We start from the raw sequence: 15023 nt of genomic DNA, 5'->3' as shown, positions 1-15023 counted from the left end.
AGACTCCAAGAGGACAGACATGCTGAATGAACGAGAAATCGAGAGTTGTTACCTGGGGCAATTTATCCCCGTCCATTACCACCACAATATGTTGATGGACCAGAACCGCATGCACGGGTTCAAGTCGGCGATCGATTACGCGGTAAAACCCGGCATGAAGGTGCTGGAGCTGGGCGGCGGCACGGGCGTGCTGTCGTGGTTTGCGGCCGCGCGCGCCGACAAGGTGTGGTGCGTGGAGTTCAATCCGGACATGGTCAAGGAAGCGCGCAAGATGCTGGCGCTCAATCCCAATGGTGAAAAAGTCGAAGTCGTCCACGCGGACGCCTTTGAATACCTGCCGCCCGAGCCCGTCGATGTGGTCATCTGCGAAATGATCCATGTCGGCATGCTGCGCGAAAAGCAGGTGGAAGTGATCGAATCGTTCAAGCGCCGCTACCTGGCCCGCTTTGGCGGTCCGCTGCCCATCTTCCTGCCCGAAGCCGTCATCATGGCCGTGCAGCCGATGCAGCAGGAATACGATTTCGAGGGTTTTTATGCGCCTATCGTGCAATTCCAGGAAACCACGGCCATCCATCCTGGCGTGCAGGAGCTGGCGCCGCCTTCCGTCTACAGCATCATCGACTTCAGCCAGCCGACGGACAATGTGTTCGGCTTTGACGGCAAGTTTGTCGTCGAGCGCAGCGGCACCCTGAACGCCTTGCGTTTCGTCACCAAGAACATCCTGGCCGTGGTGCCCGAGCGCTCGACCACCATCGACTGGCTGAACCATTACATGTGCTTGCCGCTGGCCACGCCGGTGGCCGTGAAGGCGGGCGACGTGCTGCAAGTGAGCTTCCAGTACCGCGCCGGCGGCTCGATTCCCTCGCTGGAAGCGTCGATCCGCGCGCAGGTGATCTACGACGTGAATCTTCAGCCTGTGGTGCAGAACGCCGTGTATGCATAAGCATCGTTAATTCCAAGGCAACGCCGCAGCGATTTCATCCTGCGGCGTTTGTCCATTCAGGGTATATTTCGTCTTTTACCCACTGGACAGCTTTACTATCATGGAACAGATCGATCAGCGTTACCTCGTGCAACAGAACAAAATCAGCGATGGCGAGACCAGGCCGCCCGTGTTTGCCAAGGTAATGCGCAGCAAGGAAGGCGTGTTTGAAGGCGTGTCCTTCATCAAGTCGAAGGACAAGGCCACCGTCATGACCATCGAAGATGCCAACCAGGCCATCAAATGGGCCACCAGCAAGAAGCCGAATGCGCATGAATACATCACGAAAGTGATTTGCGTCGGCCAGTAAGTCCCCGTTCATTCCCGTTTTTGCACCGTTCATCCCTGCAGCGCGCAGTTCATCGCATGGCCGTTGCCGCCGCGGCGGCGCTTTCATATAGTGCTGTCACGGTAGCGGGGCAAGCACGGCTTGCTCCGCACATTTCATTCTAGGGGGAACGCGATGCTGGGATTCGTGCTGTGGCTGCTGCTCTTGCTGGTGTGCTGGCCCCTGGCCTTGCTGGCCCTCGTGCTGTATCCGCTGGCCTGGCTGCTGTTGCTGCCATTCCGCCTGATCGGCATCGGCGTGGAAGGCGTGTTCGAATTACTGCGCGCCATCGTCATGCTGCCGGCGCGCGTGCTGGGCGGCGGCCGGCGATAAACCCGATATTTCCCATAAAAAATGGCGCCATTGGCGCCATTTTTGTTTGCGGTACTGCCTGGCTTACAGGTCGACCATGAAACCGGCGCCGATCGATTTCTGCGAATAGTTGTAGTCGATCAGGCTCTGGCCATAGCCGGAGAACAGTTGCAGATAGCCTTTCAGGTTGGCCTTCAATGGGAAAGCCCAGCTAGCCTGCATGGAGCCATGCTTCTTGCTGAAATTGCGGCGGGCCGTCACGGCGTACTCGTGGCCCTTGTTGCGGTAGCTCACGCGCAAGTCGCCATGCCCCATGTAATCGGTGATGTCGATATTGTCATTGTCGGTCTTGCCATTGTCGAGGCGGTGCCAGACGCGCGTCGTGACGGCCAGGTTGTCCTTCTCCATGCCCAGCTCGGCATATACACGGTTCCAGCTGCGCGACAGGGTCGATGTCTGTCCGTTGGACTGGTGCACGAGGCCGAAGTTCAGGTAATTGAATTCCACGCCAGCGAAATTCTTGTTAATCGGCAAGATCAGCATCAGCTCAGGCTGGTAATTGGTTTCGCGGAAAGGACTCGATGCCTTGCGGTTATACGCCTGCCAGAAACTTTGTTGCGTGTAGCCGAACCACATGTCGATGGGCGTGCCGGCGATGTCTTCCAGCAGCTTCATCTTGAAGCTGAGCTGGAATGTCAATTCAACATGCTGGCTCTTGATGCCGGCCGGCGTAAAATCCTGGAACGGTTCGTCGTTCGAGGCGTCGCTGTAATTGGCCAGCAGCAGATAGGTGTCGCGGTGCGGGCGGAAGTTGAACAGGCCGCGCTTGGACGCTTCATTCAGTTCCCACGATTGCTGCGTGCGCGAAATCGGCGCTTCCGGTGGCGCCGCGCCAGCCTGCGCGATGGCGGGAATGGCGGCGTTGACGGCGTCCGGCGTGGCCACGCCCGGCGGACTGACTGGCGTGAGGGGCGCGACCTCGGCAGCGGCAGCCAGGGTCACTGCCGCGGTGACGGGATCGCCGCCGGCCGCGATGGTGGCCTTTTCCGCCGCCTTGGCCAGGGTGTCGAAGCAGCCCAGGCGGGCACTGGCGTCACCGAGGACGGCGCAACGCTGCATTTGCTGTTCCAGTTCGCCGGCCATGGCCAGCGCCGGCGATGCCAGCAGGGAGGAAAGGATTATTTTTCTTAGTTGGATAGTCATAAGCTGAGTAGGGCATGTCGTTCGGTGCGCACCTGGGCTGCATGCCGGCGGCGTCGCCTTGCATGGCAGGATGCCATGCGTATTGATTTTTATTAATCTTTGTTGAATTAAAGTTCAAAAATTAATGTCTGGGAAGTATAGCCGAATCCGCAATTAGCCTCCGCGTCGCAGACGTGCGCGGGCCTGCTGGTGTTGTGCGCTTGGTAAACGGTACGCTGCCGTGCCGCCCAAATCGATGTCTGCTACACTGGAAAACCGGCGCAAACCCAGTGATGCCGGGGCTAGCCATGGAGATTGTGATGACCCGCAAAACACCTATCGAGCGCTACCGCAACATCGGCATCAGCGCCCATATCGACGCCGGCAAGACCACCACCACCGAGCGCATCCTGTTTTATACGGGGGTCAATCACAAGATCGGCGAAGTGCACAATGGCGCCGCCACCATGGACTGGATGGAACAGGAACAGGAACGGGGCATCACCATCACCTCGGCCGCCACCACGGCCTTCTGGAAAGGCATGGCAGGCAATTTTCCCGAACACAGGATCAATATCATCGATACGCCGGGCCACGTGGATTTCACGATCGAGGTCGAGCGCTCGATGCGCGTGCTCGACGGCGCCGTGATGGTCTACGATGCTGTCGGCGGCGTGCAGCCGCAATCGGAAACCGTCTGGCGGCAAGCGAATAAATACCATGTGCCGCGCATCGCCTTCATCAACAAGATGGACCGGGTGGGTGCCGACTTTTTGCGCGTGCGCAAGCAGATCGCCGAGCGCCTGAAGGGCGTGGCCGTGCCCATCCAGCTGCCCATCGGCGCCGAAGACCATTTCACGGGCGTGATCGACCTGCTGAAAATGCGCGCCATCACCTGGGACGACGCCAGCCAGGGCGTGCAGTTCAGCTATGGCGAGATTCCCGCGGAACTACAGGCGCAGGCGCAGGAGTGGCATGACCACATGGTCGAGAACGCGGCCGAAGCCACGCTGGAGATGACGGAACGCTACCTGAATGGCGACACGTTTACGGAAGCCGAGCTCAAGCAAGCTTTGCGCGCGCGCACCATCCGCAACGAGATCGTGCCCATGCTGTGCGGCAGCGCCTTCAAGAACAAGGGCGTGCAGGCGATGCTCGATGCCGTCATCGAATACCTGCCGTCACCGATGGAAGTGCCGCCCATCATGGGCCATGACGAGCACGACAACGAGGTGGAGCGCCATCCGACGGACGACGAGCACTTTGCCGCGCTCGCCTTCAAGATCATGACGGACCCGTTCGTGGGGCAACTGACCTTCTTCCGCGTGTATTCGGGCGTGGTGAATTCGGGCGACATGGTATACAACCCCACCAAGAGCGCGCGCGAACGGCTGGGGCGCATCCTGCAGATGCACGCGAACGAGCGCAAGGAAATCAAGGAAGTGTATGCGGGCGACATCGCCGCCGCCGTGGGCCTGAAAGCCGTCACCACGGGCGACACCCTGTGCGCCATCGATCACATCATCGTGCTGGAAAAGATGATCTTCCCGGAACCCGTGATTTCCCAGGCTGTCGAACCCAAGACCAAGCCTGACCAGGAAAAGATGGGCATCGCCCTGAACCGCCTGGCGCAGGAAGATCCGTCGTTCAGGGTCCATACGGACGAGGAATCGGGCCAGACCATCATGTCGGGCATGGGCGAATTGCACCTGGAAATCCTGGTCGACCGCATGCGCCGCGAATTCGGCGTGGAAGCCAATGTCGGCAAGCCGCAGGTGGCGTACCGGGAAACCATCACGCGCGCGGTGGAAGACGTGGAGGGCAAGTTCGTCAAGCAATCGGGCGGACGGGGCCAGTACGGCCACGTGGTGCTCAAACTGGAACCCTTGCCGCCAGGCACCGGCTACCAGTTCGTCGACGCCATCAAGGGCGGCGTGGTGCCGCGCGAATTCATCCCCGCCGTCGACAAGGGCATCGCCGAAACCCTCAAGTCGGGCGTGCTGGCCGGCTACCCGGTCGTCGACGTCAAGGCCACGTTGACGTTCGGCTCCTACCACGACGTCGATTCGAACGAAAACGCGTTTCGCATGGCCGGTTCCATCGCCTTCAAGGATGGCATGCGCAAAGCGTCGCCCGTGCTGCTGGAACCGATGATGCAGGTGGAGGCGGAAACGCCGGAAGAATTCATGGGCAACGTCATGGGCGACCTGACGGCCCGCCGCGGCATGGTGCAGGGCGTCGACGACATCCCCGGCGGCGCGGGGCGCATCGTCAAGGCCCTGGTGCCGCTGGCCGAGATGTTCGGCTATTCCACCACCTTGCGGTCGCTGACCCAGGGCCGCGCCACCTACACGATGGAATTCAAGCACTATGCGGCCGTGCCCAAGCATATACTCGACCAGGTGGCGGCGGCTGGCAAAGCCAAGTAGGTCGGATTAGCGGGGCAAAGCCTCGCGTAATCCGACAACATTGTTGGCTAAGGCTGTTGGTGGTGTCGGCTTACGCGCGTTGCGCTAACCCGACCTACGCATCAATTCAGAAGATTCTGCGCAATGATCGCATCGGCCATCTTCTCCGCCTCGTCCACGGGCTGTTCCAGCGCCTTGGTCGTGTAGACGGTGGAGGCCACCATAGGCTGGTCCAACGTCGCGCCTTCGCCATGGCTGGTATCGACCGTCACCGTGGTCGACAGGCCGATGCGCAGCTGGTGGGCGGCCAGTTCCCTGGCGTCGAGCGTGACGCGCACGGGCACGCGCTGCACCACCTTGATCCAGTTGCCCGTGGCGTTTTGCGCCGGCAACAGGGAAAACGCGCTGCCCGTGCCGGCCGACATGCCCAGTACCTTGCCGTGGTACACCACCTTGCTGCCATATAAGTCCGTTTCGATGGTGGCCGCCTGGCCCACGCGAATATTGCGCAATTCGGATTCCTTGAAGTTGGCATCGACCCATAACTGGTCCAGCGGCACGATGGACATCAAGGGCGTGCCCGGCGTCACGTGCGTGCCCAGCTGTACGCTGCGCTTGGCGACGTAGCCCGAGACGGGCGCGACCACGGCATTGCGGCGCACGGCCAGCCACGCCTGCAGCACGTCGCTCCGGGCCGACAGGACGGCCGGATGGCTGGCCAGGTTCACGCCGGCCACGCCCGATTTGGCGGATTCGGCCTGGCGCTGGGCCACCGTCAAGGCCGCTTTCGCGTCGTCGACGGCCTGTTTCGCATGGGCCAGGTCTTCGCCGGAAATCGTCTGGTCCGCCGCCAGCGGCGCGCGGCGCGCCAGGTTGCCCTGCGCCGTGGCCAGCGCCAGGCGGCGCTGCCCGATGACGGCGTCGTATTGCGCCACATTGGCATAGCGCTCGCGCTCCTGGCGCACGACATTGCCCAGCCGTGCCTCGGCCTGGCTCAGGGCCAGCTCCGCATCGATGGCGTTCAGGGTGATCAGGGGCGCGCCCGCTTTCACCATTTGCGTCTCGTCGGCGCGGATGGCGTCGACATTGCCCGTCACTTGCGCGGACAGGGTGACGAGGTTGCCGCCTACATAGGCGTTGTCCGTGACTTCTTCCTTGGCCAGCACCAGCTGGTAATACGCGCCCCAGGCCGCGCCAGCCGCGAGAAAGGCGGCCGTGATGGCGATGAGGACGGCCTTGCGCTTGCCGGGCTGTTCGGTTGGAGTGGTCGTTGCTGTGGTATCGCTGCTCATGATGTATTCCGTAATCGATGGTTATTGTTTGGCCGTGGCGTTGGCGGAAAAGTCGCTGCTGCCCCGGTAGCCGCCGCCCAGGGCCACGGTCAAGTTGATTTCCGCGTTCTGGCGCTGGTTTTGCAGCTGCATGCCCAGGTCGACCTGGCCGCGCACGGTCATTTCCGCATTCAGCTGGGTGGCGCGGTCGGCCAGACCTTGTTTCAGGCGGGCATTCGCATTGCGCAACTGCGCTTCGCTGGCGCGCAGGTTTTCCTGCTGCAGGCGCAGCTGGTTTTCCACGCCCTGCACCCTGGCGCCGGCCTGCGCCACGTCGCGCACGACATTGAAGACGCTCTGGTTGTAGTCGGCGATCAGTTCATTGCGCTGGCTGCGTGCGCCGCCGAGCTGCGCCTGCAAGCGGCCGCTGTCGAACAGCGGCAAGGACAGCGCCGGGCCGATGAACAGGGTGCGGCTGCCGGACTGCAGCAACTTGCCCAGTGTTATCGCATCCAGGCCAAACGAGGCGCTCAGGTCGATATCGGGGTAGAACGATGCCTGCGCCGCTTCGATATTGTTCATGGCTGCCTGCACCCGCCAGCGCGCCGCCTGCAAGTCGGGCCGGCGCGCCAGCAATTCCATGCCCAGCTTGCCGGGCAGGGCGTGCGGCAGCGCCTGTGCTTCTTTCGGCTGCAGGCTGGTCAGGGCCGAGGCATCCGCACCCAAGGATGTTCCCAACAGCGCGCGCAAGGCTTCCCGTTCCGTGACGACCTGCGTTTCCAGCAGCGCGATCTGCTGCTGCAGCAAGCTCAGACGCGTTTGCGCGGACAAATGGTCGTCGCTGACACCGAGGCCGTTGGCGATGCGCTTTTCCTTGTCCAGCACCAGTTGCTGCTGCAATTTGACCAGCGCATGCAGGTTATCCATGCGGGCCCAGCCATTTTGCATGCTGAAGTAGTGGCGGGCGATCTCGGCGGCCAGCATCTGTTCCGCCATCGCGTATTCGGCACGGCGGGCGTTGACTTCGCCCAGGCTGGCCGCGATCTGCGCCTTGTGCTTGCCCCACCAGTCGAGGTCGTAATGGGCTTGCATGCCCACGGTCACCTCATTGTAGTAATTGCCGCCGATGGGGGCTGGCATCAGGCCGTTGGCGGAATAGCGCTGGCGGCTGGCATTTGCGCCCAGGTCGATCCTGGGGCCGCGCTGCGCATGCTGCGCGTCAAACGCGGACAGGGCCGAGCCGATGCGGGCATTCGCCACGTCCAGGTTCGGGCTGCTGGACAGGGCGCTTTCAATCAACTGGTCCAGCTGCTCGTCCTGGAACTGGCGCCACCATTGCGCGGCTGGCCAGCCTTCGCTGGCCAGGTGGATGTCGGCCGCCAGCTGTATCGTGGCCAGGTCTTGCTGCGGCAACTGTTGCGTGTCGGGCGGGATGCTGGCGCAGCCGGCCAGGGCCAAACTGAGCGCCAATATGCGCAGGGAGAGTTTCATAGATGTGTGCATGAGGGTTATTCCATGGCCGCGTGGTCGACCACGACGGGCGCATTCTTCTTCGGGGGTTTGATCAGGAGCAAGAGCGGCAGCACGAGGATGGTCAGCCACATCATCAGCCAGAAGTCGTCGAGGTAGGCGATCATCGACGCCTGCCGCGTGATTTCGCCATTCAAGGCCGCCATGCCGGAAGCCGTACCCAAGTTGTAGACGCTGGCAATGGCGGGGTCATGCAGGGCCGGGTTGGCGATATTGATGTGTTCCGTCAAGGACGCATGGGCGATCTGCGTATTGCGCACCAACAAGGTCTGCACGAGGGCGATGCCGATGCTGCTGCCGATATTGCGCACCAGGCTGTAAATGGCCGTGCCTTCCGCCCGCATCTGCGGCGACAGGGTGGCAAACGTGGCCGCGCTCAGCGGCACGAAGACGAGGCCCAGGCCGATGCCCTGGATGATGCCGTTCCACACGACGGTCTTCGGCACCAGGTCCAGGGTGAAATTGGCCATCTGCCACAGCGAGAACGCGGTGATCGAAAAGCCCACGCCCAGCAGGATGCGCGTGTCGATCCTGCCCGTCAGCTTGCCGACGATCAGCATGGCCAGCATCGTGCCCAGCCCGCTGGGCGCCGTCACCAGGCCGGCAATCGCCGCCGGGTAGTTCATCAAGCCTTGCAGCATCGACGGCGTCAGCGCGCGGGTGGCGAACAGCACCATGCCGACGATGAAGATGAACAGCAAGCCGCTCACATAGTTCGAGTTTTTCAGCAATCGATAGTCGAGGAAGGACTTGCCGGCCGGGCGCAAGGCCGTATGGGCGATAAAGTAGCACAAGCTCATGGCCAGCACGATGGCTTCGATCCACGTTTCCGTGGAAGAAAACCAGTCGTTCTGCTCGCCCCGGTCCAGCAGCATCTGCAGCGCGCCGATCGACAGGCTCAAGGTGGCAAAACCGAACATGTCAAAGTTCATGCGGCGGTTCGGCGGGTCCTTGCGGATGTAGCGCCAGATGCCATAGAAGGCCATGGCGCCGATGGGGATATTGATGAAAAAGACCCAGCGCCAGCTGTAGCTGTCCGTCAGCCAGCCGCCCAAGGTCGGTCCAAGGATGGGGCCGATCATCACGCCCATGCCCCAGATGGCCATGGCCGAGCCGTGTTTCTCGCGCGGATTGATGTCGAGCAGCACCGCCTGCGACAGCGGCACCAGCGCCGCGCCGAATACGCCTTGCAGCAGACGGGCGGCGACGATCTCGGACAGGGTGGCGGACAAGCCGCACAGCACGGAAGCGAGCGTGAAGCCGGCCACGGAAACGAGAAAGGTGTTCTTCTGGCCGAAACGGTCGCACAGCCAGCCCGTCAGGGGCGTGGCGATGGCGGCGGCAACGATGAAGGAGGTGAGTACCCAGGTGATCTGGTCTTGCGAGGCGGACAGGCTGCCTTGCATGTGGGGCAGGGCGACGTTGGCGATGGTGCCGTCAAGCGCCTGGATGATGGTGGCGAGCATGATCGAAATCGTGATCATGCGCCGGTTCAGGGTGGGGTCTTGTGAAGCGGGCAGCGCCGGTGTGGTGCTGGCTGTGGCCGAACTCATGCGGATTTCTCCGTGGCCGCCTGTAACGCTTCCAGCAGTTCGGTGGCGGCCCGCAGTTGATCGGGATCAATTCCCTGCAGCAGTTCCTTGCGGAAGCCATCCGCTTCCTTGCGCACGGTGTCATACACCTGCAGGCCCGCCTCGGTCAGCACGACGAGTTTCACGCGGCGGTCCGTTTCCGATGGCTGGCGCTGCGCGAAGCCCGATTTCACGAGCCGGTCCAGCATCGACACCATGGTGGGGTTTTCCACGCCTAATTGATGGGCCAGCTCGCTTTGCGACGGCGGCTGCGGCGACTTGGCGATCATGGCGATGCACATCCAGCTCGCTTGCCCCAGGTCCAGGTCTTTCAGGCGCCGGTCGATGGCATGGCGCCAGCCGCGCGCCGTCTTGTGGAGGGCGGCGGAAAATCGCTCTTCGATAGAAGTCATAAGGTAAGTCGTCTAATGGTTAGGTTTCTAACTAATATTCTAGCATGCGCGTTTGGCAGGCGTACAGGCCTTCCCGTTTATCGGCGCCGCTGGTACATTAGTGCCAGACCATCATCCTCAGGAGAGCGCCATGACCACCGCAGAACAGAAGCAGGACGGACAGCACCGCGACAGCAGCGACTTTGTCATCACGCAAACTTTCGACGCGCCGCGCGAACTGGTATTCCAGTCGTGGGTGGAGCCGGAGCGCCTGGCCCAATGGTGGGGTCCCGTCGGCTTCGAATTGAGCGTGCTGGCGCTGGATCTCAAACCGGGCGGAGTCTTCCACTACGGCATGCGCGCCGACAATGGCTATGAGATGTGGGGCAAGTTCACTTACCAGTCCATTGAAGCGCCGGAACGCATCGTCTCCATCCTGTCGTTTGCCGACAAGCAGGGCAATGCCGTGCAGCATCCGGTCAGCGCGACGTGGCCTTTGGAATCGTTCAATACCATGACCCTCACCGAGGAAAACGGCAAGACGACGATGACCTTGCGGTCCACGCCGCACAAGGCCACGGATGAGCAGCATGAGACTTTCAAGCAGGGGTTTGAGTCGATGAAGGAGGGGTTTAAGGCTACCTTCGCCCAGCTGGCCCAGTACCTGGCGCGTGTTCAGTAATATTTAAGAACGGCGGGCCAGAGCCGCGGGCCTGAGAAAATGTCCATGGCTGCGTTGCTTGGGCTCGCCGTACATGCGTACTGTCTTCGCCCGCGCGCCTTGCCCTGGCCATTTTTCAGGCTCGCTGGGCCCCGGGAGCCTTTATTTGAGGCGCGGGCGTGTTCTTGCTGTTGCTGGCAGTTTGCGGTTGAGGAAGGTCTGCTTTCGCCCCGAAGCAGACATAGATATGACGCATTCGACATATGCCACCGCAGCAGATTAAGCGTCGTGATAAACAACGCCGTATGTGTCGAACATAGCTCCAGCTAGCTCGACCATGCTTAAGCCGCTGCGCTCCCAAAAAAACAGAAAGTACTCCAACTTGTCGTAAGGTGCTTCAGCGTCCATGCCGTGCAGCGCACAAATCGTGGTTCTGATACGCAACACCTCAGGGTCATCCGACATATCGCGTCCTCGGATGGTCTCCCAAAGCCTCACCCGGACAGCTAAGGCCTCGCTATCCGTTGCCGCGCCCTCAAGATATCGTTTAGCAGCCAAAACAGAAGACTGCGCGGTAACGGGTAGATATTCGATCACCCGAGCCAGGGCGTTAACCATAAAGCGTTGAGCATCACCGTGCTCTACCGGATCATCCAGATCAACGGTGGATGAAATAACATCAAAAGGATCACGGTGAGACATGCTGACTTTCTGAGTAAAGCTTAATTGGTCAATTGCCGACTGTCCGCTTCTGGCCGCTTGCCGCCCGGGCCAATAGTATCAGTTGAAATGAGAAACGGATAATCTCAGCCGGCAGGTTCGCGGCCTTCATTGAGCATGCGTTCCCTCGCCAATCCACCAGGTACGCAGACCTGTAAATACAACGCGATCTTGTGGCCCTCGATATCATAAGTATTGATACTGGTGCAGATCGTCGTGTTTCGTGATGCTTAAAGGCGCATCCCCAGCCAGATCACCGATTCCGTGGCGCCGGACACCACAGCGCTCAGCATGCGTCCGAACATCCCGCTGCCTTGCGTGTAGATCGATGTCTGGTCGTGATGTTCCTGCTCGTCCCTGAGTATCGCTGCAATGGCGTGTACCGCGTCATCGTCCTCGCTCAACATGGTGAGTTGGTGCCGCAGATGTTGGAGGACCACCCGTTCGACGGCGACGGTGGTCAGCGAGATCGCGCGCGCTCCGCACAGTCCCGTGACGATGCCCAGCGCATAGCCTCCGGCCGCACACAGGTAATAGCTGCGGCAGCGCGGCAAGCCACGGCGCTTGAGAACGTCGTGAAATATTGTCCTGTGCTCCCGCTCATGCGTCTTGAAGGCGCGCAGTTCCTGCACGATATGGCTTGCCGTCCAACGTGCCATGAAGATCTGGCCCGTATAAATGCCGATGGCACCTTGCTCTCCCACATGGTTCACCTTCATTACCCGGTCTGAAAACTGTGTATTCGCATCCATTGATCGCTTGCCTTATTGGCTCTTGTCGCTCTCCATCCCCAGCATCTGTTTGATCACCGGCAAAATCATCCCCCAAGCATTCGACGTCGCCGCAATCTCGTCATAATGGCTGGCCCCCGGCAAGATCAGCACTTCCGCATGGTCGCCGGCCAGCCGGGCCTTGGCCGCATAGTCGTGCGCGACGCGGGGTGGGGAGATGGTATCGAGCTCGCCTGTGATCAGGACGGTGCGGCTGCCGTTGGGCATCAGGTCGGCCGCGTTGGTGTCGCTGTAGATGTCGGGGCGCTCGGTGCTGGCGCTACCTGCCAGCTGGGCGATGTCGCGCTCGCAGCTGGTCTTGATCAATTCCTTTTCATGGCGCAGGTCGGCCAGGCCGCCCAGGCTGACGATGTTTTTCACTGGCAGGAACTTGTCGCGGTACAGGGGGCTGGTCTTTGGCAGCTTTTCCCGTCCGGCGATCCACTGCACCAGCTGGCCGCCGGCCGAGTGGCCCATGGCAACGATGCGGTTCACGTCCAGCTGGTACAGGGGCGCGTGCTGCTGCAGGCTGTCGAGCGCCGCGTGCATGTCTTCGTAGGTGCCCGGATAGCCGCCGCCCGGCTCGTCCACCCGCCGGTACTCCACATTCCATACGGCGATGCCTTGCGCCACGAGGGCGCCGGCCACGTTGCGCATCTGCTTGATGCCGCCGAAGGCCACCGTCCAGCAGCCGCCATGCACGAGCACGACGACGGGAAACGGTCCGCTGCCGTCGGGCCGGAACAGTTGCGCGTACTGCGATGGCGCGGGGCCATAGGCGATCTGCGCCGTAGGCGGGGGGCCGTTCAGGGCCAGGTAGTCGTCCAGGCTCATGGGGGCGGCGACGGCGCCGTGGGCGGAGGCGAGCAGGGCGGTGGCGATCAGGGAGGACGGCAAGGAGGTAGGCATGCTGGGATTCGCTTGAGAAGAGAGCAACACTTTAGCATAGGGCCGCGTGGGCGCAGAGATCAAGCGGTGCGCTGTTTTCCTCCTGCAAGAGGGGTGCCCCATGGTATATTTCGGGCATCAGTTTTCCCCTTATCGACACGGTGCACGCAAACAACATTCTTTCCTTGCTGGACGCCGAGCATACTGCGCTGGGCAGCATCGCGGCAGGCGCCAACCTGGCCCATGCATTGGAGCATTTGTTGCAGGCGCTGCAAGACCTGGCCGACGGCGGCGCGCATGCCTGCCTGGTGCTCATCGACGAAGCCGACCGCTTTTGCGGCTTGTCCGCGCCCAGCCTGCCACAAGACCTGTGCCTGGCCTTGCGCCACGGCGGCGACCAGCCATCCCCGTTCGGCACGGCCGCCTTTTCCGGCGCACCCGTGTATTGCGGCGACATCACGCGCGACGTGCACTGGAGCGCGGGCCGCAAGGAAGCCATGCTGCACGGCTACCGTGCCTGCTGGGTCGCCCCCGTGTTTGGCGCCAAGGGGCATATCCTGGGCGTGCTGGGCCTGTTTTTCCAGGCGCCATGCCATCCCACGCAACCCGAGATCGAATTGCTGGCGCTGGCCGCGCGCGTGGCCGCGCATGTCATCGAACGGGGCCAGCTGGAACAGGCGCTGCACGACAGCCGCGAACACTTCCATTACGCCATCGAACTGAACACGCAAGTGCTGTGGACGGCAGACGTCGACGGCAAGCTCGATTATGTGGCGCAGCGCTGGCGCGAATGGACGGGCGGCAATGGCCTGGGCACCAGCTGGCTGGACGCCATCCACCCCGAGGACGTGCCCCATTCCCTGGCGGCCTGGAGCGAAGCGGTGGGCAGTGGTCAACCTTTCGACCAGGAAATGCGCGTGCGCCGGCAGGACGGCCAGTACCGCTGGGTGCATTCGCGCGCCTACTGCCGGCTCGACGAGCGGGGCCAGCCCGTGAAGTGGTATGGCTCGTGCGAGGATATCGACGAGCACTGGCAGGCGCGCAACGCCTTGCTCGACAGCGAAGCGCAGTTCCGTTCGCTCGCGTCCACCATGCCGAACCAGGCCTGGCTGGCGCATGGCAGCGGCGCCACCTACTGGGTCAACGAGCAGGTCTGCGAATACACGGGGCAATCGCTGAAGTCGCTGGTCACCAGCGGTTTTCGCCACTGCGTGCATCCGGACGACATGCTGTCCACCCAGCAGAGCTGGGACCGGGCCGTCGCTACCGCCAGCGCCTATGAACACGAGTTCCGCATGCGCCGCGCCAGCGACGGCGCCTACCGCTGGTTCCTGGCGCGCGCCTTGCCGCTGTTCGACGAGGCGGGCACGGTGCTGCGCTGGGTGGGCACGAATACGGACGTGCAGGAACAGAAGAACGTGCTGGAAAAGATGGCTTACCTGAATTCCTCGCTGGAAGTGGAAATGGCCAACCGCACTGCCGACCGCGACCGCATGTGGCGGCTGTCGACCGACATCATGCTGGTGGCGGACCTGGCCGGCATGATCATCGCCGTCAATCCCGCCTGGAGCCAGATCCTGGACCGGCCGGAAATCGAGTCGCTGGGCATGGATTTCATCAGCCTCGTGCATCCCGACGACCGCATGGCCGCCTTGAAGGACTTGTCGCGCCTGGCCCATGGCGCGCCCACCTTGCGCATGGAAAATCGCTACCGGCGCCGCGATGGCGGCTACCGCTGGATTTCCTGGACGGCCGTGCCGGCGCAAAAGCTGATCCACGCCATCGGCCGCGACGTCACCGATGAAAAGGAAGCGCGGCTGGCGCTGGTGCGCAGCGAGCAAGCCTTATTGCAGGCGCAAAAGCTGGAATCGATCGGCAAGCTGACGGGCGGCGTGGCACACGATTTCAACAACGTGCTGCAAATTATCTCGGGTAATCTGCAGTTGCTGAAACTGACGGTGGCCGACAATCCGTAGGCGGCCAGGCGCCTCGCTTCGGCCGCATCGGC

The 15023-nt window shown here is 62.1% G+C and carries 14 protein-coding genes; 6 read left to right on the top strand and 8 right to left on the bottom strand.

Features of this window, described 5'->3' with window-relative positions; all coding sequences use genetic code 11:
• Positions 1-19 precede the first annotated feature (19 nt).
• The 3 genes from U0004_RS16280 (at position 20) to U0004_RS16270 (ending at position 1643) form a co-directional block, all read left to right on the top strand.
• Positions 20-943, top strand: a complete 924-nt coding sequence (locus U0004_RS16280; RefSeq protein ID WP_070253752.1) for a methyltransferase domain-containing protein — start codon at positions 20-22, stop codon at positions 941-943.
• A gap of 100 nt (positions 944-1043) precedes the next feature.
• Entirely contained in the window at positions 1044-1292 is a 249-nt protein-coding gene (locus U0004_RS16275; protein ID WP_034784592.1) for a hypothetical protein, read from the top strand.
• 153 nt (positions 1293-1445) lie between these two features.
• On the top strand, positions 1446-1643 hold the full coding sequence (locus U0004_RS16270; protein WP_034784591.1) for a hypothetical protein: 198 nt from the start codon (positions 1446-1448) through the stop codon (positions 1641-1643).
• 63 nt (positions 1644-1706) lie between these two features.
• On the opposite strand, the gene U0004_RS16265 is transcribed toward U0004_RS16270, so the two are convergent.
• Positions 1707-2765, bottom strand: coding sequence for a phospholipase A (locus tag U0004_RS16265; RefSeq protein WP_034784590.1), 1059 nt, complete (start codon positions 2763-2765; stop codon positions 1707-1709).
• A gap of 359 nt (positions 2766-3124) precedes the next feature.
• On the opposite strand from U0004_RS16265, the gene fusA reads away from it, so the two are divergent.
• On the top strand, positions 3125-5233 hold the full coding sequence (gene fusA, locus U0004_RS16260) for an elongation factor G (RefSeq protein ID WP_070253760.1): 2109 nt from the start codon (positions 3125-3127) through the stop codon (positions 5231-5233).
• 101 nt (positions 5234-5334) lie between these two features.
• Here fusA and U0004_RS16255 read toward each other — a convergent pair whose 3' ends face one another.
• The 4 genes from U0004_RS16255 to U0004_RS16240 are packed head-to-tail and all read right to left on the bottom strand — an operon-like array spanning position 5335 to position 9997.
• Entirely contained in the window at positions 5335-6504 is a 1170-nt protein-coding gene (locus U0004_RS16255; protein ID WP_070253750.1) for an HlyD family secretion protein, read from the bottom strand.
• A 21-nt stretch (positions 6505-6525) separates the two neighbouring features.
• The gene (locus U0004_RS16250) at positions 6526-7974 is read right to left on the bottom strand and encodes an efflux transporter outer membrane subunit (protein ID WP_115057502.1); all 1449 of its coding nucleotides are present in this window, start codon (positions 7972-7974) and stop codon (positions 6526-6528) included.
• Between the two features lie 17 nt (positions 7975-7991).
• On the bottom strand, positions 7992-9566 hold the full coding sequence (locus U0004_RS16245) for a DHA2 family efflux MFS transporter permease subunit (RefSeq protein ID WP_070253748.1): 1575 nt from the start codon (positions 9564-9566) through the stop codon (positions 7992-7994).
• Positions 9563-9997 (bottom strand): MarR family winged helix-turn-helix transcriptional regulator, encoded by a 435-nt coding sequence (locus U0004_RS16240; protein WP_070253747.1) that lies wholly within the window; start codon positions 9995-9997, stop codon positions 9563-9565. Before U0004_RS16240 ends, U0004_RS16245 begins: the two co-directional genes overlap by 4 nt.
• A 130-nt stretch (positions 9998-10127) precedes the next feature.
• Between U0004_RS16240 and U0004_RS16235 the strand changes: the two genes are divergently transcribed.
• Positions 10128-10658 (top strand): SRPBCC family protein, encoded by a 531-nt coding sequence (locus tag U0004_RS16235; RefSeq protein ID WP_034784585.1) that lies wholly within the window; start codon positions 10128-10130, stop codon positions 10656-10658.
• Between the two features lie 258 nt (positions 10659-10916).
• Here the strand turns inward: U0004_RS16235 and U0004_RS16230 are convergent, their stop codons facing one another.
• The 3 genes from U0004_RS16230 to U0004_RS16220 form a co-directional block, all read right to left on the bottom strand.
• Positions 10917-11339 (bottom strand): hypothetical protein, encoded by a 423-nt coding sequence (locus U0004_RS16230; RefSeq protein ID WP_070253746.1) that lies wholly within the window; start codon positions 11337-11339, stop codon positions 10917-10919.
• A gap of 248 nt (positions 11340-11587) precedes the next feature.
• Positions 11588-12109, bottom strand: coding sequence for a demethoxyubiquinone hydroxylase family protein (locus U0004_RS16225; protein WP_070253745.1), 522 nt, complete (start codon positions 12107-12109; stop codon positions 11588-11590).
• A gap of 12 nt (positions 12110-12121) precedes the next feature.
• Positions 12122-13036, bottom strand: coding sequence for an alpha/beta hydrolase (locus tag U0004_RS16220; protein ID WP_070253744.1), 915 nt, complete (start codon positions 13034-13036; stop codon positions 12122-12124).
• Between the two features lie 140 nt (positions 13037-13176).
• Here U0004_RS16220 and U0004_RS16215 point away from each other — a divergent pair, with 140 nt between their 5' ends.
• Entirely contained in the window at positions 13177-14991 is a 1815-nt protein-coding gene (locus U0004_RS16215) for a PAS domain-containing protein (RefSeq protein ID WP_254675973.1), read from the top strand.
• Positions 14992-15023: the final 32 nt, after the last annotated feature.

It is taken from the genome of Janthinobacterium lividum (assembly GCF_034424625.1).
Lineage (GTDB): Bacteria > Pseudomonadota > Gammaproteobacteria > Burkholderiales > Burkholderiaceae_D > Janthinobacterium > Janthinobacterium lividum.
The sequence above is the reverse complement of the archived record's forward strand: the minus strand, read 5'-3'. Positions and strand labels throughout refer to the sequence as shown.